A 22,631-nucleotide genomic window follows, 5' to 3' on the forward strand; every position below is an offset into this window, starting at 1 on the left:
GGGATGCCGCTCGCGGCCCCAGCTTGGCCAGATATCGATCTCTCGCGCTGAATAAAAACCGCCACCACGACCCCGGCCACCGCCGCCACCTGGGCCAAAGGCGCAGGGGCAACTCGCGGAGTGATTCCAAGCATTGCACATCGGCGTGCTCGTTATTGGGGCAGTGCGATCGGATAGCCACCGATCGAGATCTAATTAGGGCGTCTCGGCAGAATCGCTAGAGGAAGACCGGTGAGAGTGCCGCCGATTGGCGTTAGGACTTGCTCGCTCAGTTAGTAGCGCGGCTTGCTAACCGGCTGTGGAGTTCGTAGCCCTGCCAGGGTTTGCACTTTCTTGGTTGCGCAAAAGTCGTTACTTTCGCTTGCATGGCAAGCGCTACGATTCACTTTTCCCAGATGCGTCCACATAGGGGCGATCAAAAGGTCGCCTTCGAAGAACTCACCCGCCAGTTGATTGTCGCGGCACCGCCGGCGGGTCATCAGCTGATCGAGAACAGAGGTCAGGGAGCTGACGGCGGCGTCGAAATCCTGGTGAGATTCCCGGACGGCACGTACCACGGCTGGCAATCAAAATTCTTCCTTGACACTATGGATGACGGCCAGATCGGTCAGATCAAAGACTCTTTCAAGGCAGCCCTTGCCAACTTTCCCACGCTCGCGAGGTATGTCGTCGTTATTCCCCGCAACCTCGGGGGCAGCGGTGTCGGCACGAGGGATAGCGAGCGTGCGCGCTGGACGAAATTCACCACATGGGCCGCGGAGAAAGCGTCCGAAGCGGGCCGCACTGTCGCGCTTGATCTCTGGGATGAAACCGAGCTCATTCGGCAGCTCACATTGCCGTCGGGGTCCCATGCGGGCGTTCGCACCTACTGGTTCGATCAGGTGCTTTTTACAGACGAATGGTTTCGGCAAAAGTTCGATGGTGTTCAGGCCGATCTCAACGAGCGCTTCTCGGCGGACGATCATGTCGATGTGAGCGCGCAGCGTCATCTCGACGTTCTTTGCCGCAACGAGGCGTACCTTCATGGCACGCGGGACTATTGTACGCGGATTCATGAGGTCATTCCAAAGGCGAGCAACATCAGCACGGATAGCGGCATGCCGGAGTCGGTGCGCGCCGCGGCACAGAAGGCCGCGTCTGAGTTTCGGTCGTTCGAACAAGAAGCCCTCTCGATGTCTTGGGTTGATGCACCACGGATCGATCTCGAAGCTATGTCGAAGCGCATGAGCGCGCTCTACGATGATATGGCGCGTGAATGGCGCGTTCCCACCGACGAAGACACTTACCGCGAGCTCATGCATCTCGACCGTCTTCTCGAGGCGGCGCTTGTTTTGCCCTGCGACCCGGAGCTTCTTGCCCGGCCGGTCCTGTTGCTCGCCGGTACGGCTGGCTCAGGGAAGTCACATGCGCTGGCTCATGCCGTTCAGCAGCATCTTCAATCGGGCGCGCCGGCCGTGATGCTTCTTGGTCAGTATTTCGAGCGCGGCGACCCCTGGCCTCAGATCGCGTTAAAGCTTGGCCTCGATCGCTTCACGCAAGATGAAATTTTGGGCGCGCTACAGGCGGCAGCGCTCGCCGCCGGACGGCCGTGCCTGATCGCCATCGACGCAATCAACGAAGCCGAAGACGCAGCGATATGGCGGAGCCATCTCTTGGGGTTGTTGCGCAACATCGAGCGGTTCGATCGACTTGCTGTCGTCCTCTCGTGCCGTACCACGTATGAATCCTACTGTTTACCTGACCCGCACAATCTCACACGGCGCACACATCAGGGGTTTGCAGGTAACTTCGGCCAGGCTGCTAAGGAATATCTCGATAAACGGGGCATTGATCGGCCTGCGATGCCCTTTTTGGACCCGGAGTTTACGAATCCCTTGTTCCTGTCGACCGCTTGCAAAGCGCTGGTGGCCGAGGGAAGGACTGCGTTCCCACTCGGTCTCGATGGGTTGTCCGATGTGTTCCGCTTCTACGTGACGAGTGTCCAAAAAAATCTGATCAGAAAAGGATTCGATCGTTTCGATCCGAACCAAGCGGTCGTTTGGAATGCCCTGCAAGGCTTCGCACATGAGTTGCTCCTGAAAGACGCGTTATCGCTTCCCCGTGATGATGCGCGAGCCTTCCTGGAAAAATATCTCTACCCTCCGCATGCCTCCGAGCATCGCAACACGTTTCTCTTCAAGCTTGAAGACGAAGGCTTGCTGCGCTGGGCACACAGGCGCGATGGTGTGCAGGAAATCACGTTCACATTTCAGCGGTTCTCCGATCACTTCTGTGCGTCGGCGATCCTTCAATTGGTGGACTCCGCCGCTGCGCTAGCGGTCGAACTTGGCCCGCGCGGCTCATTTGCTCACCTCACCAACCCAAAAACGCGATACCAGTTCACCAGTGTTATTGAAGCACTGATGGTGCAGGTGCCGGAAAAGTTCGGCGTTGAGCTTGTCCACATCGGGAAGGGTTTCGCGAAGGACATTGCCGTTCCGATTTCGAGCTTCATCGAGAGCCTGAAGCTGCGCGTTCCGAGCGCGGTCACCGCCAAAACCGTCGCTTTGGTGGAGCATCTGCGCACAAATGACGGGCTCGATGACGATGACTTTTATTCGACCCTTATCCAGCTCGCGTCCCATCCCGGTCATTTGCTCAATGCCGACTATCTGCACAAGCATCTGACGAGCCTGCCGCTTCCTGATCGCGATGCCATCTGGTCCGCTTATCTCGTCGGCGCGATGGACCGCGAAAGCCCTGTCAGCATCCTTATCGATTGGGCAGCATCGGCTGAGGTATCCAAGACTGACTCGGAACGGTTGCGGCTCGTCGCCTTGGCGCTGGGCTGGATTCTGACGACGACGGATCGTGAGGTGCGTGATGCGGCCACAAAAGCTCTCACGGCGATGTTCTATCGTGCCCCGCTTCTTATTGCGCAAACGATTTTCACATTCGGCGAAGCTGACGATCTCTATCTTCGTGAACGTGTGCTCGGGGCTGCCTATGGCGCGCTCCTGCACATTCACGACAAGCCTGCTGTTCTTGGGGCGGCGGCGGAGGCGGCTTACAATATGGTGTTCTCTGCGGCGGTGCCGGAGCGCCACGCCGTCGTGCGGCACTATGCGCAAGGTATCGTTGATCTCGCTTCGCGACGAACAGCCCTTCCGAAATCGATTGATCTGAAGAAATGCCGGCCTCCGTTCGCAACGAAGCCGATCACGACCTGGCCATCGCGCGCAACGGTCAAAAAGCTCGACGAGGACGCTTATTCGATCATGTCGTCGGTCGTTGGTCACTATATCGATCCCGACAACGAATTCTCCATGGCCGGCGATTTTGGCACCTATACGATGAGCGCGATCGGGCGGTGCTTTTCCGAGGTATCCTTGCGTGATGGCAAGCCCCAAACGGCGGCGATGGCGAAAGCGCAGTTCTGGAAGGAAATTGGAAAGTTAGGGCGGAAAGTCAGCGCGCTCGGCACGTCAACGCGCAAAGCGCGCGAAGCCTACCAAGCAGCCCAAGCGGCGCTGCATTGGGAGACGAGTTTGCCGCCCGCAGGTTACGTCCAAAAGCCCCGTCCATCGGTGCCTGCCCTGAAGCGGAAATTTGAGGACGCCGAGAAACGCTTGTTGGCCGAGTTGACGCCTGAGTTGCGTGCTCGGTTCAAATCCGAACCTCCGTATGAAGAACACGGGGATGCGCAAATCAAGCTGTTCTCGCGGCAGCGCGCTCAGCGTTGGGTTGCCTGGCGCGCTGTCGATCTTGGATGGTCCAAGAAGAAGCACGAGCACGTCGAACGGAAGTTTTCGGGATGGGGCGGCAGGCGGACCGAGCACGTCATTGAGCGCATCGGTAAGAAATATCAATGGATCGCCTACTGGGAGCTTGTCGGCTATCTCATCGACCACCATTGGTACGTTGACTGGGAGAAGAAGCCGGAGATCCTGCAGAATATTGAGCTGTTTGACACTCTTGATATCGATGTATCGTTCTTGTTGACGAAGGAGGAAGCGGTTGACTTGCGGGACCCGCGCGTTCCGCCGATCGGTCTTCCTGCAACCGACTTCAAGGCCGTTGGCGACGCGTTAGATCTCGCTTGGATCTCGACAACCGAGGATCTTCCGCATTTGCCAAGTGTTGTGGAGCGTAAGGACCGGTCTGGCGCGCGGTGGTGGCTTGTGAAGGCGTATCGCTCGGACGAGGATTATCTCAATAAACTTCAAACGAAAGGCCCGCTGCGGACCGGGCAGTTCTTCGTTGAGCTAATCATTCTCAAACCTGAGACCCTCCCAAAGCTCTTTGACAAAATCCGCGGAAAAGATATTTCGGGCTCTGATCTGGTCGAGCACGAGCATACGACTCACCGACTTTTTGGGCTCCACGCCGCGGACCTCTTGGCAGGTGTGGCGGCCGGGCCGTTGCTCAATGCGGAGCGGTCGACGGGCCAATTCGGTTACTTGACAACAACGTTGTCGGGAGATCGAGGAGAATATGATCAGTCGGACGCGGTCGAGATGTTCGCCGTCCCATCGGAACAGCTCGCGCGTGCCTTGCAGCTAAGGCCGGAAAACCCGTGGTCACCTGGCTTTGTTACGATGGATGGCACTTTGGCATTTTTTGATACACGACCGACACAGGGCCGCGATGGTGCAGCACTGATTAATGCGGAACTTCTGACTCAGGCGCTTCGGAAATGGAATCTGACATGCGCTTGGGTGCTGATCGCGGAGAAGGACGGTGGCGTCGCCGGAGATCCAAGACGCTACGAAGACGAAAGCGACCGTCATTCGCTGGGTGGTCTCTGGTGGATCGAAAACGGTGAATGGAAGGGGGACGTCTGGGCTGCCCCGATGAGCCGCAAGGAAGAGCACTCGCCTGGATTAGCTCGCAGGCGATCCAACCGCTCCGGTAAATGAGATCACGTGGGTCGTGGCCACGGCAGCCTGGATTATTCTTGGTGAAGGCCCGGATAAACGAAGGCTCCACGAATGGTCTCGGCGTCCTTTTCCGTAACGCCCTGTGCTCGTACAACGTCATACCAGGATGAGCGCACTTTGTCGGTCATCTCCGCCACGATTGCCTTGGCTTGCGTTTCGTCGAGAAGAAATCGGGTGTGCTGAGATAGCAGATTGTTCGTGTTGGCAAAGCGGCCTTGATCGCCGATATCCATCGCCAAATCCCGACGATCCTGCGCAATGACCGGCGATGGTGTCAGGTCGTAGGCTGGGGAAAGATGCCAGTCTTGATTTTTGGCAAGAAGCGCATGATTGCGCGGATGGTCGTCAAGGTTCGAAATGAGCGCATTGAAGGTCATGCGCCGAAAGAGTTCCTGTGCATCCCTCTTAGGCTCCTTGACGACGCGGCGCAGTTCTTCGGACAAGAGAACGTAGGACCAGCGGTCTCTCCCCTCGGCCGACTCCTCCGCGCGCAACAGCGTCAATCCGCTGATCATCCGGGAGCGTGTATAGCCCTGCTCGGTCTTCTCTCGATCGAAACGCTTGATAAGAAGCACATCCTTGCCGGCGATGGTCTGGATGCGGCTTGCCGCGGCGCCGATCCCGCAAGCTTTAGCCAACTCAAGCATTGCGTGCTCGACACGTGTGTTGTTCCAGCGATCGTCAGGACGGTTAAACTTTGCGATCCAGAGGCCGTCGGTGTCTTCCACAACGGCTTTGGGACGGGCGCCACCCATCGATGTGCCGATGAGCATCAGATCCTGGACCTGCGCGGCTTCCTCAGTTTTGATGTCTTCCTCTCGCATAAGAGCTTCAGAAATGTCCTGAAGCTTCGCGAGTTCGATCGTTTTGTTGAACTTGCGGCGAGGAGCGGGTGGCTGCTGCCCTAGTCCAAATCCGAGCGCGCCAGCACGGTCGTCTGCTGAATTGAGCAGATAATCCAGCTCGCCAAGTTGCGGCACGCCAGCATGCTTTTCGATGACGCGCCGGCCCCAGTAATCAGGGCCAGCATCGCGTAGCGCGCCAAACACGCCGTTCAAGCGGGTTGTCTCGTAAGTATCACCGGAGAGCTTGAGTTCAATTGGATCAATCGGGACGGCGTCGCCGCGTGCGAGGTAGGACTTACCATAGACGAAACGGCCGAGCGCGTTCCCGCGCCGGTCCTTGCTGAGTTCGAAACGGCCCGCCGTTACCGCGTCCGTTTGCCCGGGTAGGGTGATGTAGACGTAGCATTCCGTGTTTTGCTTAGAAGTCATTGTCGAGACTCCCTTTCTTGCGCACGCGGGTCCGCTCCGTGGCTGATTGCAACGAAAGCCCTTCTTCGTCCTTGAGCGGATCGGCCAGGTCGTCGAATGGCTGCAACAAGTCGTAGAGCCACAGCAGGCTCGTATAGACAACGATGCCGGTGGAAGGTTTGCCCTTTTCAGCGTCCATGATGGCGCGCGGTCCTGTCCCGATGCGATCAGCCACATCCGCGATCGTCATCTTGCGGCGAATCCGGGCCGTGCGCAGATTGGCTCCAAAGTGCTTGAGCGCTTGGGAGACGGGATAAGGCGGAGCCTTTTGGAGCTTGTTGACGGCGACCATGTGCTTTCAAAGGCCTCTTATGAGGTTTAAGATGCTTTCAAGAGCATGTGACATCTTGATGCCGGAGTCAAGGTAAATGCTCTTAAGAGCATTTTATGTGCTGTAATATGCGTTTAAGAGCAGTTTCTGCCGTGGGAGATGCATATGCTTAAGGAAGTGCAGAATCTACAATCGCCGGACCCCTACTATTCCGGGGCGGCTGGATTTGTCGGCAGCACGCTTGAGCAACTTCATCACGACATGCGCAAACTTGGGTTGCCGGCCTACGTGCCTGACACCGTCAGACGATCTCACGATGGCATCAGAAACGCGTACATCTATTCCTACTTCTCGTATGACTTGCTGACCCTTGCTGCGAGCCAAACCTTTCCCTGCCTCGAATACGCCTTGCGGCTCCGCATCGGCAGTCAGTTCGAGGGGAGGTTAGATCGCAAAGGAAAGTTGCGGCCGCCCGTCATGTTGGCCGAGCTCCTTGAGGCTGCCAGGGACCAGGGATTGATCTCAGGAGACATTGGCTGGATCAATCCACTGCGTAAGATGTTCGCTCATGGAAGCGATGCGGTTTTGAACGCCCCGATGTTTCTGACACCCTTCCAAGTGGTCACGACGATGATTGTAGAGCTTTTTGATCCCGCTAAGCCATCACCCTAGACTGAATTGCCAAAGTAATTCCGCCGCTAGCGTTCTGGTCGTGAAGCAACAAGGAATGTTGCATGCCCCGCGTGGTGCCTTCTGAAATCATTGCGCTGATTGATCAACACTACTCCGCGTTCAATGCTCGGACACTCGACATAACACATGCGACCGTCGCGGGCCTGATGGCGATCGCGCGTTTGGTCGACGAGCTCCCAACAGAGTTGCTGACTATTAGCGGAGCCGACTACAGCGATTTGGTCTCAGGTGTGGAGGCGATCAAAAACTCCGTTGGCTTTTGGCAGCGCAAGGGAGCAGGACAGATAGGTGTGTCCGAAATCCGTGGCAGAAATGTCCTCTCATTGATCCGAGACGCTCTCGCCAAATGTCCAGACCAAAGCCCTTCGCCAGTTACAGCCGATTTGGCGTTCATATCGGACGCTGATTTGCGAGATAGTATCCGACTGGACTTAAGCACGGCGACAAGCGCCTTGCACAATGGAGAATGGAAAGCGGCAACCGTTTTGGCTGGCTCCGCTGCGGAAGCCTTACTGTTGTGGGCCATAGGCCCTACACCCGATCTAACGAACGTTCCGGTTAAGACTAAAGGTCCACCGGACGAATGGGCGCTTGGGGTGTACATTGCTGTCGCGGATTCCCTGGGGCTCATTAAGCGCCCAACGGCTCAACAAATCACTTTGGCGAAAGACTTCCGTAATCTCATCCATCCCGGTCGTGCTCAGCGTCTTGGCGAGACTTGCGACAAGGGGGCGGCCCTGACTGCACTCGCAGCAGTGGAGCTGATCGTTCGCGATTTGAGTAATTAAGCGTCCGGCCCCAAGAGGCGTTAGCGGCAGCTTGCCGCAACCAGTGGTCGAATTGCCTATTGCGAAACATTCAAATTTATCCTTCGATGCATCGGGGGAGACAAATGATACTTACGGACAACGAAACAAGCGTTGACCTCTTAAATAATGAAGCGATTGCGCATTGCATCATTGCCTTGCTCAGCGAGCAGCCGTCGCGCCCGGTGACGATCGGCGTCCACGGCGACTGGGGCGCTGGTAAATCCAGCATCCTTGAAATGATCGAAGGCGGCCTTGACGGTAACGACGACGTTCTCTGCCTCAAGTTCAATGGCTGGCGCTTTCAAGGCTTCGAGGATGCCAAGATCGCGCTGATCGAAGGCATTGTTGCCGGCCTTATCGAAAAGCGCCCGCTCTTGAGCAAGGCAACTGGTCTGGTCAAGGACGTTTGGCGCCGGATCGATTTGCTCAAGGTTGCCAAGCATGCCGGAGGCTTAGCGTTCACCGCCTTTACCGGAATTCCGACCCCGGACCAATTGCAGGCCATCCTTGGAGGTCTTCAGAGCATCTGGGCTGATCCGGCCAAGCTCGCCACAAAGGAAAATCTCGACACCGTCATCGGCAACGTGAAGTCGATTATGAAGGACGAGGTCGAATCGAAGAGTGTCCCGAAGGAGATCGACGAATTTCGCAAGGCCTTCGATCAGTTACTTAAAGAAGCCGGTATCAAACGTCTCATCGTACTCATCGACGATCTTGATCGCTGCCTGCCCGACACCGCAATCGAGACTCTCGAAGCGATCCGATTGTTCGTTATGACCGAGTACACCGCATTCGTCGTCGCCGCGGATGAAGCGATGATCGAATATGCGGTTCGCAAACATTTTCCCGACCTTCCCGATACGACCGGCCCTCGGGACTACGCGCGAAACTATCTTGAAAAGCTGATACAGGTCCCCTTCCGCATCCCCGCTCTCGGAGAGGCAGAAACACGCATCTATGTAACTCTGCTTTTGATCGGTGCGGTGATCGGAGAAGAAAATGACGGCTACAAGCGACTGATAGCGGCGAGCCGCGAACGGCTGAAAAAGCCTTGGGACACGACACCCATCGATTTCGCCTTTGTGAAGGCCTCACTCGGCGACGCTGCCGGAAACGCGCAAGACATGCTTGTGCTGAGCGATCAGATCGGTCCCATCCTAGCGAGCGGGACGAGGGGCAATCCGCGTCAGATAAAACGATTTCTGAATACTCTCCTCCTCCGCCATCAGATGGCGGAGGCGCGCGGCTTCGGCGCTGAAGTTAAACTATCGGTTCTCGCCAAGCTTATGTTGGCTGAAAGATTTCTCCCGCGGTTTTTTGAACAGATCGCGACGGCCGCCGCTGTCGATCCCAAGGGGCAATGCGCGATGCTTGCCCATCTTGAGGGATCAGGCACTGGTGGAACCGGCACCGCCGCGACACCGAAAAAATCGGCGCGAAAGGAGCCGGAAGATGCCGAGCCTGCTTCAGGCCCTCCGGAGAGCGCTACCTTGGCGGAATGGATGGCATCGCAACCCATCCTGTCCTGGGCGAAGGTCCAGCCGCCAATCGCGACGGAAGACTTGCGTCCCTATCTCTTTGTGACCAAAGACCGCAAAGACTATTTCGGTGCTGGGGTTGCTCTTGGTCATCTCGCGCCACTTGTTGAGAAGATGTTTGGCCCGAAGATCGCGGTCCAGCGGCTCGAGGCTGAGTTGCGGCGACTGGTACCGGCTGAAGCCGCTCAGATATTTGAGGCGGTCAGAAGTCGCGTCGTGGGCAGTGACAGCTTTGAAGCACAACCGCCTGGAATTGATGGCCTCACGGTCCTTGTTCGCACCCAGCCAGCTTTGCAGAACAGCTTGATCGATTTACTGGAAGCCATTCCTGTCGGCCGGTACGGACCTTGGGCCGTCTCCGGATGGCAGGGCGTCATCGTGGAGCAGGCAGCGGTCCAGCGGTTTGAGCAATTGTTGCAACGTTGGGCCGCAAGCTCGAACACCGTCCTGAAGACGGCGGCCACCGGCGCGCTCAAGATCCGAGCCGGGAGCCGGCGCTGATGGGAACCTCCGGTTCATATGGAGGACCTTCGCCCGGATCTGCTCTGGTCCCAACATGGATTGACCCCGTCGGTTCGCCTTCGGCAGGACCAGATTTACCACCCCCCGACCCAACGGCCCCGAACGCGGTGCCGCCGACCGTCCCAGCAGCTCCTCCGGTTCGACCGACACCGCAAGCCGCGTTGCCCGACAATTTTACCGCGCCGCGCACCAATTTTACGCGCTTTGCAGGGAGCGGCGGCAACGATCGCCGCAGCCTGGGCCGGGCGATATCTGGATATCTATCTGGTGGCGTCGGCGGCAATCGTGGCGCCGTGCAGCGCATGGGCTCGTCACGGGGCACGACGGCGCGGCTCGCCAGCTTCTTAAGCGACGTCGCCAATCAAGGCGCTCAGCAGGCACTCCGGTCCCTAAACCTTGAGGCTCTTGCAGGCCGGCCAATCGAAGAAATCTTTCTCGGGCTTGCTGATTACATCTGTCCAGAAGGTGGGACGGTGGACGAAGGCATTGCCCGCGATGCATTCATCGAAACCATCGCTGAGCTTGCCGGCCTCGGGTTGACCGACCTCGACGCCTTGACAGCTCCGCAGATGCAGACTGTGTTCGAGCTTTACGCCGCTCATGCGATCGAAGCGCGCATCTACAACGATATTGGGTCGAAGGGCGTGACGCTGCCCGCCGACGTACGCGCCGTCGAGCGCATCCAGACAGTCCTAAAAGACTTCATACGTCGTGGCGTGAGCGATGCCGTGGCCCGTTCGCAGACGGACTTGCGAACGCTGGCAAAGGGCCAGGTAAGCAGCTTTGTCGATGCAATCTACGCTGACGCCTTCGCGATATTGCAAACAATGGCGGACGGGATGGCGGAGTCATGAGACAGCACGTCATCATCGGCCGCTTTGGTCCGGGAGATCGCACCGCAATCCCCACGGCACTTGGCGAGGTGTCCACTAAGCTTGACTTGGTCGTTTCCAAGAGAGGGCTCGGACACGGTATCGGCAGGGCGCTGAATGATCTGAGAAAACTAAAATTGGTGCCGACCGAGATCGCGCTCGATTTACTCGTCTTGGCGGCGCACATTCATGCGGCCGATACGAGGGTTTCGCGTGCGACCGAGTCACAAGATTCGTGGACGCGAGAACTCAGGCTCGTCGTGCCCGTGAGCGATCCCGCCAGATGGATTGGCGCTGCACCTACGCTTCGCCGCATTCTCAACTTTCTGTCGGGCGACCGCTGGATCGTCGACTTCCGAGCCCGTTCCGCCAAATTCAGGCAATACCTCGCACCGTTAGCCGCAGAGTTGATCCCGCCGCCCTATGACAGCGTCAACCTGTTTTCAGGTGGTCTTGATAGTCTGATCGGAGCCATTGACGCGCTCGAAGCTGGCGGACAGCCTCTCTTTGCCAGCCATGCTGGCGAGGGCGCCGTCAGCAAGTCTCAGGAAGACTGCTTCGATGTCCTCCAAAAGCATTACGCCAAATTATCGCCAACTCGCTTTCGTCTCTGGATGAATTTTCCGAAGAACCTCGTGCGAAAGGTCGGCTCCGAAGATTCAACGCGCGCGCGGTCTTTCCTCTTTTTCGCGCTCGGCATATTTGCGGGGTCCAGTTTTGGGAAGCCGTTCAAGCTCCGCGTTCCGGAGAACGGATTGATCTCCCTTAATGTGCCGCTCGATACATTGCGGCTGGGCTCCCTGAGTACGCGCACCACGCACCCGTTCTATATCGCCAGGTGGAACCAGTTGCTACATCTTCTCGGCATACCCGGTGTCGTTGAGAACCCTTATTGGAACAAGACGAAAGGCGAAATGGTTTCCGAATGCTCCAACGCGAAGCTGTTGCGCGGCCTCGTTCCAAGCTCCATGTCGTGCTCGTCACCGACCAAGGGTCGTTGGAAAGGCCTGGCGACAGAACATTGCGGTTTCTGCTTGCCATGCCTCATCCGGCGGGGTGCGCTCCTATCGATCGGTGATCCGACCACCTACACGGTGCCTGATTTGCGGGCGTCTGAGATGGATACGCGTCGGGCCGAAGGAAAGCAGATACGTTCGTTCCAATATGCTATCGAGCGTCTGAGAGAGCGACCGCAGCTTGCAAGAATGCTGATACATAAGCCCGGACCGCTTTTTGATGAGCTTGCACGATTGGATGCCCTGGCTGATGTTTATACGCGGGGGCTCAACGAGGTTGGCGTTTTGCTTGACGGCGTGAGGGCGGGACCTAGCTGATGGAGACAGCGTGACCTTGAGCGGCCTCGTGGATTTTCATTGTCATCTCGATCTCTATCCTGATCATGAAAAATTGGTGACGGAGTGTGATAAGGAGGGGGTCTTCACCCTTGCCGTCACGACGACACCGCGGGCGTGGCCACGCAACAATGAGTTGGCGAGTAAGACCAAGCATGTCAGAGCTGCCCTCGGGCTTCACCCGCAATTGGTCTCCGAGCGAGCAAGCGAGTTTGCGCTATGGCAAGAATATCTGCCAGCCTCACGTTATGTCGGAGAGGTTGGTCTTGACGCCAGTCCGCGCTTCTACAAGTCGTTCGATCTACAGAAGCAAATTTTCGAGAAGATCCTGCGTTCGTGCGCGCAAAAGCAAGACAAGATATTGACGCTGCATAGCGTGCGTGCCGTGAAACCTGTTCTTGATATGCTTGAAATGCACCTGCTGCCGAACAAGGGAAAGGCCGTCCTCCACTGGTTCACAGGGACCGCGCCGGAAGCGAAGCGCGCGTGTGAACTCGGGTGTTACTTTTCTATCAACGCGGCGATGCTGAGCAATGATCGTCATCGGAAGATTATAGCGGGATTGCCCTTGGATCGGTTACTGACCGAGACCGATGGCCCCTTCACCCAGGCGGGCGGCTCAGATCCCGCACGTCCGCGTGATGTTAAGCTCGCGGTCGAGGGGTTGGCCAGCATCCGGTCAAGATCACCTAACGAGATGCGAACGATGATACAGGAAAATCTTCGACAGCTCGTGTCAGCGTAAGGTGCCCAACCGCTAGTTCCTTGAGAATTCCATCTAACTGCACTCACCTCTCGGACGCCACGAGACAGGATCTGCGACCCAGCGATTAATTTCGGATTCACGCCATCCAGTCCCGTTGGCGCTGATTTTGAGTTGAGCCGGGAACGTGCTTTCGGCTATCTTGCGATAGATGGTTGACCTGGATAGCCCAGTCCTGGCGAGGACCGTTTTCAACCGGATGATACGATCTGGTTCGCGCATAGCTACGCTGCCTCCTGGTGGCTCTTTCTGACGCCTGCTTCGACCAAAAGAGCCGGCTTTCAAAAGCACGCTAGAGGGTTTTTGGCATGTCGTAGCATGGCGTTCGGACGGCGAGAAATGGGACGGGTCATAGTCCGAGGCCCCGGCCTCTTCCGAGACCGAGGCCGTGAGTGAAAGCCAACTCCTGGCCGAGCCGGCGACCTGAGTCGAAGGAGATGCCGAGCTCGCGCTTGCGATTGGCGAGGATGGACTCCAGCTGCGGATCGCGCTCAAGGCCTCTCGCCATATCGCCCATAGCCGCCCGCGTGGCCTTGTAGCCAGACATCTCGCCGGCCTGATACTGTCGCTGGCTGGTGTGATTGAGCTTCTGCCAGCGCTCCACGAAGCGATCGGCGCGGCGGCTCGGATCGGTGCGGAGTTCAGTCTCAAGCTGAAGCGCTCGGATAGCGCGGCTGACCTGGCCGCCAGCTGCCTCGCGGGGCAGTTCCGGGCTCTTCCTATAGGCGGCTTCGGCGTCGTACGAGCCATAAGGCCGCACGTCTTCGAAGGCCTGGCGGGCTTTTTGCAATTCTTTCACCTGCTCGGGACTTGCCTCGCTACCCGTCGCTTTCGCTTCGAAGATCGCGTCAATCGCGCGGGCATGGCGTACAAGCGCTCGGGTGCGTATTGTGGGCAAATCTCTGTCCGGATTCTCTACGAGCTTTCTTTCCGTCATCTCAACTTCGCGCCGCTCGGTTGTCGCGCTGCTCCTGTCCCGTTCCGGCGATTTCTGTTCCGGCCTATGGCCGCCATCCGGACGGGGCGCATTTGCAGGAGATTGAAGGCCATCGAACCTGTCACGCAGTTTCTCTGGCACGATCTTGCGAACGATCTCGACCACGCGCTCGCGGAAGTTGATTCCGCGCCGTTCGGCGTAGCCCTGGGCTGGATCGGCATGGTCGTAGTCCAGGGCCATATCCTTGGCGCGATCGCGCGACAGGGCACGGGTCAACCGGTCCCGATTGGCAAAATCGTCGTGGCTATAGTGCAAGTCGACGCCGTCGCGGTGGCGCGACAGGGCAACGTAGCTGCTATGGGCGTCCATGCCGGGCGTCGCCAGCACATGGACGCGGTCGACCGTCATGCCCTGCGCCTTGTGGATCGTCGCGGCATAGCCGTGGTCGATTCGATTGTAATCCTTGAGGTCGAAGCGCACGGATCGGCCGTCGTCGGTCTGCACGGTCATGGACTGCGTGCTGACCAGCTCGACGGTCCCAAGCATGCCGTTCTTCACGCCGAGGCTGCGCTCGTTCTGCAGGAACATGATGCGATCCCCACTGGCGAAGGCTCTTGCGCCGCGCTCGACCCTCACGGGTATCTCGTCTCCGAGATCGCCCGCAGCCCGCATCCGCCCGCGTGCCGCCCCGTTCAGCGCCTGGACCTCGTCATTGGTGTGGGTGAGAATAATCCGACTCCGGTGCGGCGAGGCCTGCCGGTCGCGGTTCCAGCGCTCGATCAATTCGCCTCGCGCCTGCTCGCGGCTGTGGGCCTCATGCACCATGCCGTAGGAGCGGTAGGCCCCGAGCGCATGACCCACTTTGCCGGTTGCCAGATCGCGCGTGGCGTCGCGCTGCCAGCCCTCCCGCTGCCGGCGCACTTCACCGATTTCAGCCCCGCCGTGACGCTCATGGATCGATCTGAACGCCGCCCCCGCTTCGATTGCTTGCAGTTGCTGCGGATCGCCGACCAGCACCACCTTCGCGCCGGCCTCTGCTACACGGGACAGCACGCGCTCGAGCTGGCGCGTACCGACCATGCCGGCCTCGTCGACAACCAGCACATCGCGCGAACTGAGCAGATCACGGCCCTGTTCCCAGCCATGCTCCAGGCTGGCAATCGTGCGCGACACGATGCCCGATCCGCTTTCGAGATTTTCCGCGGCAATCCCGGACAGCGCCGCGCCCCGGACCTCGAAGCCTGCCGCCTCCCAGGCCTCCCGCGCCACTCCTAGCATCGCGCTCTTTCCCGTCCCGGCATGGCCGAGGACGACACCCAAATCACATCCGCCCGTGACATGCGCCAGCGCCTCGGTCTGCTCGGACGAAAGGACCAGGCCACGCGCCTCCGCACGGATCAAAGCGGCCTTGCGGTCCGCGTCGCGAACCTCATGATGCTTCCGGTTCGCCAGCATCTCGGAAGCACGATGCAGGCTCTGTTCCGTCTCGATCATTCCGCGGGTGGTAAACCGATCCTCGCCGCGGGTGTCCCGTCCGAGTTCGACCAGATCTGGCGCTCCCTGCATCGCGCCCACCAGCTCATTGAACTGGTCGAGCCCGTCGCTGTGCCGGTGCGCGAACTTGGCCAGATCGCGGTGCGTGAAGGTCGATTGCTGCCGGGTGATGGCGTCCAGTCCAATGGAGGGATCGGCAATGATCCGCGCGCCGTTGTTCCGCGCGATCTCGCGGTGCATCTCGGCCCGGTCGGCCTCACACACTTCGCCTGTGATGCCCCGAACCTCGATGCGTTTGGCCGGCGCGCCGATCTGGCTTTGCGGCTCCAGTGCGACGCCCTGGGCTTCCAGACTGCGATGGTCGATCCGTGCGTCGATGTCGAGCTCGGCCAGGCGCTCATTCGCGAGCTCCGCCCAACGTTCGCGCCAACGCTCGACCATCTCCGTGCGGTTCCAGTCCCGCACCTTTTGGCCAAACCCGTTCTCGTCGACCGAGCGCATGGTCAGCATGACATGGGCATGGGGCTTGGGCATGCCGTCCTCGGCCATATCACAATGCACATTGAGGTCGGCAATCATTCCGAGACCGACGAACTCGCCCCGAACGAAGTCCCGGGCCAGCTCGATGCCCTGTGCCTCGCTCAGCTCGCGCGGAAGGGCGAACTCCACCTCACGAGCAAGCTGAGCATCTTTCCGGACTTCGAACGCCTCGACATCATTCCAAAGCCGGGCCCGGTCGCCCCAGGCCTCCGGCGCGTTCTCCGGCAGCATCACCTCGGAATGGACGACGCCGCGCTTCCCGGAAAAATCCTGATCACGGCCGAGCCGCTCGTCGCGCAGCCGCGAGCCGGAGCGGTAAGCAGCCGCCGCTATCGCACTGCTCCCGGTCTTTCGGCCAATGACTTTGACATGAAGATGATAGATCGCCATCGCGACCAGATCACTGGCACAACGAAGCGCACGTCGGAACGACGTATAAGCGCGCCCTCCCTCGAAAAAATCTCGGGAGGGATCGCACCGTCCCAGGCCGTCCTGATGACCTTACAGCATTCCGCGGTGTGCTCGCCTATCATTTCTCCATCGAACTCATGGAGACGACGATGCGCAAACCACGAGACTTTGATGCGGACCTGAAGGCACTCGAAGACAAAGCGCGCGGCCTGAAAACTCGCAAAGTGCGCCAGCTCGGCGAACTGGTTGTCGCGACTGGGGCCGACACACTCACTGCGGAAGAACTGGCTGGCGCGCTTATCGTGCTGGCCGAGATGAAAGAGGCCGGAAAGAAGGAGGCTTGGGCCAAGCGCGGCGCCGCGTTCTTTCAAAGTCGGACGCGGCGAATTGCACCAGCAACTGACCGCAACATGGACGGCGCTTCTGCGCAACCGAGCGGCCCTCAACCGGCACCGAGCCGCAAGGGCGCGACATGATATGCGCACTTGGCAGGTCGAGCGCCGCAAGCGCACACGGCATCTCATCGAACTCGGTGGCCTGGTCGTCAAGGCGGGCATCGTGGACCTAACCGGTGACGACCGCGCCATCATCTACGGCGCGCTGCTCTGGATGGCCCACAAGCTCCGAAGCGAAGAGCGCGAGAAGGCGTTGGCGCTCTGGACTGCAAAGGGAAAATAGGCGTTCGAGGACGGCCAAAGCGTTGGTGCCGACGCCAAGGTCTAGACTCTGAACCGTGCCTGCACTTCCCCGACTTTTGCTCAGCCGAAGCCGTGCGCGGGCGCCTCGGCTCGGTGAGACTACTTAATGACGGTGAGTGGCGCTCGAAGTAGACGCTTCATGAGCTCGATGTCGGCGAGAGTGGTGGGTCCGTGGAAGCTTGAAACCGCTCGATCCGGCGACAGGTTAAAGATGGCGAGCTAGCATCGGATGTGGAAATCGGATCAAGTGGCCGCAACGGCCGGTGATAGCTAGACAGACAATCGCCGCGATTCGCCGCTCGGCCATGCCGTCGAAGGGCGCGCCTGCTGATCGTCGCTGCACACAACAAGGGACGCTTGCGGTCAAAGCGGATTGTGGATCGCCGGCAACCGACGAATGAGTGCACGGCCAGCGTCAACCAGTGGACAGGAATCGGATCGCGCGCCAACATAAGGCCATGAAGAAGATCGGGAAAAGCGACGTCATCGGGCAGCAGGGAATGTCCCTCATCGAGGGAATCATTCTCTCAATGGGATTCATGTTTTATCCAACCGGCGGCGTCGAAGCGGGCATCGACGGCTTCATCGAGCTGCGTGATGCCGAGACGGGCGAGGTGGGCAACCTGCTCCTGCAGGTCCAGGGCAAGGCGACCGAGCGCGAACGCCTTCAAGGGGAGAACGAGGAGACGTTCGAGTTTCCCTGCGCCGACGCCGATATCGAATACTGGACCAAAGGCACGGCGCCCGTTCTCCTTATCGTCGTGGCTCTGAGGACGCGGAAGGCCTACTGGAAGTCGCTCAAGGAGTGGTTTGCGGATCCGGAACGACGCAAGTCACGCAAGGTCGTCTTCGACAAGAGGAAGGACGAGTTCACGCGGGAGGCCAAGGCCAGCCTGATCTCGGTCGCGACGGCGGTCCGTCCCGGGGCATCGGGGCCGAGCGTCAAGAAAAGTGAGCAGATCTTGGTGAACCTGCTGGAGGTCAAATTCGCGCCCCGGGTGTTCTGGGCGCCCACGTCCCACGGATCGGACAAGTCGTTCGGCGGAGCGCTCGGCGAGATTGTGAAGCCGGCGCGCGGGGAATGGATCGTTCGTTCGAAGTCGGTGCTGTCCTTCCATCCGCTGGACGAACATCCGTGGAAGAAGCTCTGCGACTGGGAGGCGATGGAGGAATTCGACACCACGGAGTGGGCGAACAGCGACGACGAGGACCGGCAGCGTGACTTCGTGGCTCTCCTCAACAGGGCTATCGGGGAGTTCGTCAGGCCGGACCTTTACCGGGACCGCGACAGCCGCGTGTTCTTCTTCCGCAAGCCCAAGGATAAGCACAGCCTGAACTATGCCTACCGGAGCCTGCAGAACACCACTACCCGCCGCGTGGTAGGACCGTACGGCAAGAAGAAAAGCGATCCGAAGAAATTCGCCTATTGGCGGCACTCGGCCTTCCTGCATCGCTTCGTCCGGCTCGCTGGCAAATGGTACGCCGAAATCACGCCAACCTACCACTTCACATATAACGGACAGGATGCCGATGCCTACGCCGGCGAGCGGCTGAAGAAGATCAAGGAGATCGAGAATAACGCGGCCGTCATGGGGCAGTTCGTGATGTGGCGTGACTTCCTGACGACGCACGGTGCGGAGGACCTGTTGACGAAGGCGTACCCGTTCCTTTCATTCAGCGCGGTCGACGCACTTGAACTCGACGTCGGGGTGCCGGACGATCTTTGGAAGTCGCAGGAGACTGACCCCTCGTCTCCATTGTTCGAATACGCCCTGGCGGGCGAAACGGTCGAGAACATCACGTGAGGCTCACCCATCTTACCGAACCGGACTTGGAGTTCGGACACGCGTTCCGCCATCCCGATATTCGTTTCGGCATCATGGACTACGGTCCGCTCGATTTTGGGATGGAGAGCGCACCCAAGCGCATCAAGATGGGCGTCATCGGCAGCGCAGAGACGGTTGAAGGAACTGCCCGTTGGATCGAGAGATGCGCGAAGGGATTCGCCGCCAAGCAGAGCCGGCAACCGAATCTCTTCCCTCCGTTCCCTGGTGTCGATTTCGAGACCACGTTCAGATGTGAATTCGTCACTTCCGACGAGATCCAGCGCGTCCTTCCAGCGCGTGAGATCGCCCGCCTCGTCGCGATACCGGGCCAACGGGAGGTCACGCAGGCGATCGTGGAGACGATCACCAACGAGATCTCGGCATTGGCAGAGCAGACGGCGAAGCCAGACGTCGTACTGATCGCGTTGCCGGTCGAAATCATCGAGCGGACCTACAACGCTCGCGACGTGGCAGGCGGCGAAGATGACGACGAGACCGAGGCGGGGACCGCGCTTGATTTCCGTGGCATGCTGAAGGCGTCGTGTATGCGCTTGAGGCTACCGATTCAGCTTCTTTGGCCGACGACCTACGACCCCACGATTAGGATTCCGCGCAAGCTGAAGGAGACCAGCGAACGCCGGACCCAGGACCCCGCAACCATCGCCTGGAATCTGCTGACGGCGGCCTACTACAAAGCGGGCGGTTTGCCGTGGCGCCTGGCGCGCGACGCGCGTCAGCTCCGGACGTCGTTCGTTGGGCTGAGCTTCTATCGTTCGGTGGACGGCGAACAGGTTCATACCAGCACCGCCCAGATGTTCGACGAGCGCGGAGAGGGGCTGATTCTGCGGGGTGGCCGCATGGTCGAAAGCGAGGAGGACCGTCGGCCGCACCTGACTGCAATCGACGCTTATGAACTGCTGAAGGGTTCGCTGAAGGTGTTCCGCGATCAGCACGGGCATTGGCCTGCTCGCGTGGTCCTCCATAAGACCTCGAAGTTCGACCGCAACGAACTGGACGGTTTTCACAAGGCGATAGATGAACGCGACATCGATTACGCGGATTTCGTCTGGATCCAGAAGTCGATGACCCGCCTCTACCGTCTCGGCATATACCCGCCGTTGCGGGGGACGCTGCTGCGCTTCGACAAGGATCAGGCGCTTCTCTACACTCGCGGCAGCGTCGACTTCTTTCGAACCTATCCCGGCATGTATGTGCCGCGTCCTCTGCAGTTGCGGTGCCAAGTCCAGGGACAGCCGTTGCAGCACGTGGCGGAAGAGACGCTCGCTCTCACGAAGATGAATTGGAACAACACGCAGTTCGACAACGGCATGCCGATCACGATTGCTGCCGCGAAGCACGTAGGGGAAGTTTTGAAATATGTGCCAGAGGGGCAGGAAATAGCGCCGAGATACAGCTTTTATATGTGATGACCACACGATCGCCGTCCCATGGAGTGGGGTACGGTCGGTGACGTGACGATCTACGTCGACGTCTGCGGAGACTTTGATCGGGCCTTCTTCTGCTCCAAATTGTTTCGATATCGTCGGCGATTTGAGATGGTTGCGAAGGGATCCGATCTCGATGGTCTCATCTCGGACGGCATGCGGTTGTCGCTGTCGCGTAAAATCTCTCACCGTCGCTGGCATCCGCGACTATCCGAATGGCCGTCGACGTGCGCGGTCGTGCGCTGTGACGCTCGAATGCTCGCATTGACGCTGCCAATAGCACAGACGAGTCTTACTCTCGTCGAGTCGTTGCTGGCAGAGGAATCCATGAAGCGAAAACGGCGAGAGAACGGCGAGTTAGAAGTGCAGGTTACTTCATCTGCGTCGGACATTGCACGGGTGCGGGCGATACCATTCGCCCAGAAGCTCACTTGCACAATTAACGAAGCATGTGACGCGACGGGCCTCGGGCGCACGAAGCTCTATGAGCTGATAGGAGAAGGGCATCTTACGACGACCACCGTCGGACGCCGGAGATTGGTGGTGGTCCGTTCACTTTTGTCGCTTCTTGAGCCGGACACCTTGGTGTGATGGCGTTCGGCTCAATCGCAAGCAGTTCCGTTCTGCGTTTTCTTCAGGCGCTCTTTCTCAGGACACGGCCAAGCTCTTTCATCCGATCAAGCTCGTCCGCCCACCATTGCATCATGCGCACGCGCTCCTGCCAGAACTCGGCGGCATGTGTATAGGCGCCACGGATTTCATTCGTCTCCTGATGGGCAAGCTGGCGTTCGATCGCATCCGCGTGCCATTTGCCGCTTTCGTTCAACAGAACCGAGGCGGTCGATCTGAAGCCGTGAACCGTGATTTCGGTCTTGTCGTAACCGAGCCTTCGGAGCGCGGCATTGAGTGTGTTGTCGCTGATGGGGCGGTGCCAGGATCGCACTGACGGAAAGAGCAGCTTCGATCCTCCCGTCAGTTCGCGAAGCTCTTCCAGGATGGCGAGGGTTTGCGGGGCGAGTGGCACCCGATGCGGGCGTCGCATCTTCATTTTGGCGGCCGGGATGCGCCATTCGGCGCTCGCTATATTGAACTCGGTCCATTCGGCCTTTCGGAGCTCTCCAGGCCGAACGAACATCAGAGGTGCCAGCTTGAGCGCGTACCTCGTGACGGCCTGCCCCTCGAAGCCATCAATGGCACGGAGGAGGGCGCCCACGGCATGCGGCTCGACGATCGTGGCGCGGTGGGTCACCTTTGGCGTGATCAGAGCGCCGCGGAGGTCGCCGGTCGGGTCGCGTTCGGCGCGGCCAGTAGCGATCGCATAGCGGAAAACCGCGCCGATCGTGCTGCGCGCCCTAGTGGCGGTCTCGTGCCGTCCACGCCTTTCGATCTTTCGCAAGGCGTCGAGGATCTCGGGCGCCTTCAACTCGGCGATCGGGCGCTTGCCGAATTCCTGGTTGGCGAAGTCGAGCAGCCACTGCTTCTTCTTCAGCGTCGTCGGCGCGTCGCCCTCGGCCTCGAATTTCTCCATCAGCTCCTTGGCGACGGCTTCGAATGTATTGGCGCGGGCAATCCTGGCCTGACGGCGCTCGGCCTTGCGCTCGACGGAGGGATCGATGTCCTCTGCCAGCAGCCTCTTAGCTTCGTCCCGCTTGGCCCGGGCGTCGACCAGGGAAACGATCGGATAAGGGCCGATGGCGAGCAGCTTCTGCTTGCTGTCGTAGCGATAGGCGAAGCGCCAGAGCTTCGATCCGGTGGTGGTGACGAGCATGAACAGCCCGCCGTCATCGGAGCGCTTGTAGTCCTTTTCGGCCGGCTTCAGGTGCCGGAAATAGGTGTCAGTCTTGGTCGGCATAGGTTCGATTCCACCCCAAATTCGCGATACCAGCACCCCAGCAAGCTACCAGCGAGGATACCAACTGACGGGGCGGATACCAGCAAACCGGGGCGTACGACCGCGGCGGGCGATCGGCGGCTTTGCCTTGATTTTGAGGGAGAAACGGACGCAAGCGGATGAGGGCGGACGGTCAAATGGTGCCCCTGGCCGGAATCGAACCAGCACTCCTTGCGGAACTCGATTTTGAGTCGAGCGCGTCTACCAGTTCCGCCACAGGGGCAATCGCCTGGGCCTGTACAGGAACCGTGCGAAGCGGGCGAACTATAGCGGCCGGCCGGACAGGGTCAACCCGCACGGACGTGATGGCCACTCATCTCGACAGTTTTCGCTGGCG

At 59.3% G+C, this 22,631-nt stretch carries 17 protein-coding genes and 1 tRNA gene; 12 read left to right on the forward strand and 6 right to left on the reverse strand.

Features of this window, described 5'->3' with window-relative positions; all coding sequences use genetic code 11:
• Positions 1–365: 365 nt before the first annotated feature.
• Positions 366–4,898 carry an NACHT domain-containing protein gene (locus tag LQG66_RS28580; RefSeq protein WP_231319188.1) on the forward strand — a complete coding sequence of 1,511 codons (4,533 nt, stop codon included), beginning with the start codon at positions 366–368 and terminating at the stop codon, positions 4,896–4,898.
• A gap of 32 nt (positions 4,899–4,930) precedes the next feature.
• On the opposite strand, the gene LQG66_RS28585 is transcribed toward LQG66_RS28580, so the two are convergent.
• Together LQG66_RS28585 and LQG66_RS28590 are read right to left on the reverse strand one after the other, a co-directional pair.
• A complete protein-coding gene (locus LQG66_RS28585) occupies positions 4,931–6,193 on the reverse strand; it encodes a type II toxin-antitoxin system HipA family toxin (RefSeq protein WP_231319189.1) in 1,263 nt (420 codons plus the stop codon).
• On the reverse strand, positions 6,183–6,524 hold the full coding sequence (locus LQG66_RS28590; RefSeq protein ID WP_231319190.1) for a helix-turn-helix domain-containing protein: 342 nt from the start codon (positions 6,522–6,524) through the stop codon (positions 6,183–6,185). The genes LQG66_RS28585 and LQG66_RS28590 overlap by 11 nt, the downstream gene beginning before the upstream one ends.
• 144 nt (positions 6,525–6,668) lie before the next feature.
• Here LQG66_RS28590 and LQG66_RS28595 point away from each other — a divergent pair, with 144 nt between their 5' ends.
• From LQG66_RS28595 to qatD, 6 genes are all read left to right on the forward strand, one after another.
• Entirely contained in the window at positions 6,669–7,175 is a 507-nt protein-coding gene (locus tag LQG66_RS28595) for a hypothetical protein (RefSeq protein WP_231319191.1), read from the forward strand.
• A gap of 62 nt (positions 7,176–7,237) precedes the next feature.
• Positions 7,238–7,984 carry a hypothetical protein gene (locus LQG66_RS28600; RefSeq protein WP_231319192.1) on the forward strand — a complete coding sequence of 249 codons (747 nt, stop codon included), beginning with the start codon at positions 7,238–7,240 and terminating at the stop codon, positions 7,982–7,984.
• A 104-nt stretch (positions 7,985–8,088) separates the two neighbouring features.
• A complete protein-coding gene (qatA, locus tag LQG66_RS28605) occupies positions 8,089–10,044 on the forward strand; it encodes a Qat anti-phage system ATPase QatA (RefSeq protein WP_231319193.1) in 1,956 nt (651 codons plus the stop codon).
• 182 nt (positions 10,045–10,226) lie between these two features.
• Complete coding sequence (qatB, locus tag LQG66_RS28610) at positions 10,227–10,919, forward strand: Qat anti-phage system associated protein QatB (protein WP_231319194.1); 693 nt, start codon at positions 10,227–10,229, stop codon at positions 10,917–10,919.
• Positions 10,916–12,271: a Qat anti-phage system QueC-like protein QatC gene (gene qatC, locus LQG66_RS28615; RefSeq protein ID WP_231319195.1), complete on the forward strand. Its 1,356-nt coding sequence runs from the start codon at positions 10,916–10,918 to the stop codon at positions 12,269–12,271. The genes qatB and qatC overlap by 4 nt, the downstream gene beginning before the upstream one ends.
• Positions 12,272–12,281: 10 nt before the next feature.
• The gene (gene qatD / locus LQG66_RS28620; protein WP_231319196.1) at positions 12,282–13,034 is read left to right on the forward strand and encodes a Qat anti-phage system TatD family nuclease QatD; all 753 of its coding nucleotides are present in this window, start codon (positions 12,282–12,284) and stop codon (positions 13,032–13,034) included.
• Between the two features lie 33 nt (positions 13,035–13,067).
• Here the strand turns inward: qatD and LQG66_RS28625 are convergent, their stop codons facing one another.
• Both LQG66_RS28625 and traA read right to left on the reverse strand, forming a co-directional pair.
• Positions 13,068–13,274: a helix-turn-helix transcriptional regulator gene (locus tag LQG66_RS28625; RefSeq protein WP_231319197.1), complete on the reverse strand. Its 207-nt coding sequence runs from the start codon at positions 13,272–13,274 to the stop codon at positions 13,068–13,070.
• Between the two features lie 127 nt (positions 13,275–13,401).
• Entirely contained in the window at positions 13,402–16,413 is a 3,012-nt protein-coding gene (gene traA, locus LQG66_RS28630) for a Ti-type conjugative transfer relaxase TraA (protein ID WP_231319198.1), read from the reverse strand.
• A gap of 170 nt (positions 16,414–16,583) precedes the next feature.
• Here traA and LQG66_RS28635 point away from each other — a divergent pair, with 170 nt between their 5' ends.
• The 5 genes from LQG66_RS28635 to LQG66_RS28655 all read left to right on the forward strand — a co-directional run bounded on the left by LQG66_RS28635 (position 16,584) and on the right by LQG66_RS28655 (position 20,994).
• On the forward strand, positions 16,584–16,910 hold the full coding sequence (locus LQG66_RS28635; RefSeq protein ID WP_231327987.1) for a conjugal transfer protein TraD: 327 nt from the start codon (positions 16,584–16,586) through the stop codon (positions 16,908–16,910).
• Position 16,911: 1 nt separating this feature from the next.
• Positions 16,912–17,112 (forward strand): conjugal transfer protein TraD, encoded by a 201-nt coding sequence (locus tag LQG66_RS28640; RefSeq protein ID WP_231319199.1) that lies wholly within the window; start codon positions 16,912–16,914, stop codon positions 17,110–17,112.
• A gap of 478 nt (positions 17,113–17,590) precedes the next feature.
• Positions 17,591–18,937: a DUF4365 domain-containing protein gene (locus LQG66_RS28645; RefSeq protein ID WP_231319200.1), complete on the forward strand. Its 1,347-nt coding sequence runs from the start codon at positions 17,591–17,593 to the stop codon at positions 18,935–18,937.
• Complete coding sequence (locus LQG66_RS28650; protein ID WP_231319201.1) at positions 18,934–20,385, forward strand: argonaute/piwi family protein; 1,452 nt, start codon at positions 18,934–18,936, stop codon at positions 20,383–20,385. Before LQG66_RS28645 ends, LQG66_RS28650 begins: the two co-directional genes overlap by 4 nt.
• A gap of 45 nt (positions 20,386–20,430) precedes the next feature.
• A complete protein-coding gene (locus LQG66_RS28655) occupies positions 20,431–20,994 on the forward strand; it encodes a hypothetical protein (protein ID WP_231319202.1) in 564 nt (187 codons plus the stop codon).
• A gap of 43 nt (positions 20,995–21,037) precedes the next feature.
• Here the strand turns inward: LQG66_RS28655 and LQG66_RS28660 are convergent, their stop codons facing one another.
• Both LQG66_RS28660 and LQG66_RS28665 read right to left on the reverse strand, forming a co-directional pair.
• Complete coding sequence (locus LQG66_RS28660) at positions 21,038–22,255, reverse strand: tyrosine-type recombinase/integrase (protein ID WP_231319203.1); 1,218 nt, start codon at positions 22,253–22,255, stop codon at positions 21,038–21,040.
• A gap of 177 nt (positions 22,256–22,432) precedes the next feature.
• A tRNA-Leu gene (locus LQG66_RS28665) sits at positions 22,433–22,517 on the reverse strand.
• Positions 22,518–22,631: the final 114 nt, after the last annotated feature.

The organism is Bradyrhizobium ontarionense, from assembly GCF_021088345.1.
GTDB classification, from domain to species: Bacteria; Pseudomonadota; Alphaproteobacteria; order Rhizobiales; family Xanthobacteraceae; genus Bradyrhizobium; species Bradyrhizobium ontarionense.

Bases quoted from the DNA above. Each gene is read 5' to 3' on its own strand.
- LQG66_RS28645 (WP_231319200.1), top strand. From the start codon at position 17,591: ATGAAGAAGATCGGGAAAAGCGACGTCATCGGGCAGCAGGGAATGTCC.
- LQG66_RS28640 (WP_231319199.1), top strand. From the start codon at position 16,912: ATGCGCACTTGGCAGGTCGAGCGCCGCAAGCGCACACGGCATCTCATC.
- LQG66_RS28585 (WP_231319189.1), bottom strand. From the start codon at position 6,193: ATGACTTCTAAGCAAAACACGGAATGCTACGTCTACATCACCCTACCC.
- LQG66_RS28600 (WP_231319192.1), top strand. From the start codon at position 7,238: ATGCCCCGCGTGGTGCCTTCTGAAATCATTGCGCTGATTGATCAACAC.
- LQG66_RS28595 (WP_231319191.1), top strand. From the start codon at position 6,669: ATGCTTAAGGAAGTGCAGAATCTACAATCGCCGGACCCCTACTATTCC.
- LQG66_RS28625 (WP_231319197.1), bottom strand. From the start codon at position 13,274: ATGCGCGAACCAGATCGTATCATCCGGTTGAAAACGGTCCTCGCCAGG.
- LQG66_RS28660 (WP_231319203.1), bottom strand. From the start codon at position 22,255: ATGCCGACCAAGACTGACACCTATTTCCGGCACCTGAAGCCGGCCGAA.
- LQG66_RS28580 (WP_231319188.1), top strand. From the start codon at position 366: ATGGCAAGCGCTACGATTCACTTTTCCCAGATGCGTCCACATAGGGGC.
- LQG66_RS28635 (WP_231327987.1), top strand. From the start codon at position 16,584: ATGCGCAAACCACGAGACTTTGATGCGGACCTGAAGGCACTCGAAGAC.
- traA (WP_231319198.1), bottom strand. From the start codon at position 16,413: ATGGCGATCTATCATCTTCATGTCAAAGTCATTGGCCGAAAGACCGGG.
- LQG66_RS28590 (WP_231319190.1), bottom strand. From the start codon at position 6,524: ATGGTCGCCGTCAACAAGCTCCAAAAGGCTCCGCCTTATCCCGTCTCC.
- qatC (WP_231319195.1), top strand. From the start codon at position 10,916: ATGAGACAGCACGTCATCATCGGCCGCTTTGGTCCGGGAGATCGCACC.
- qatA (WP_231319193.1), top strand. From the start codon at position 8,089: ATGATACTTACGGACAACGAAACAAGCGTTGACCTCTTAAATAATGAA.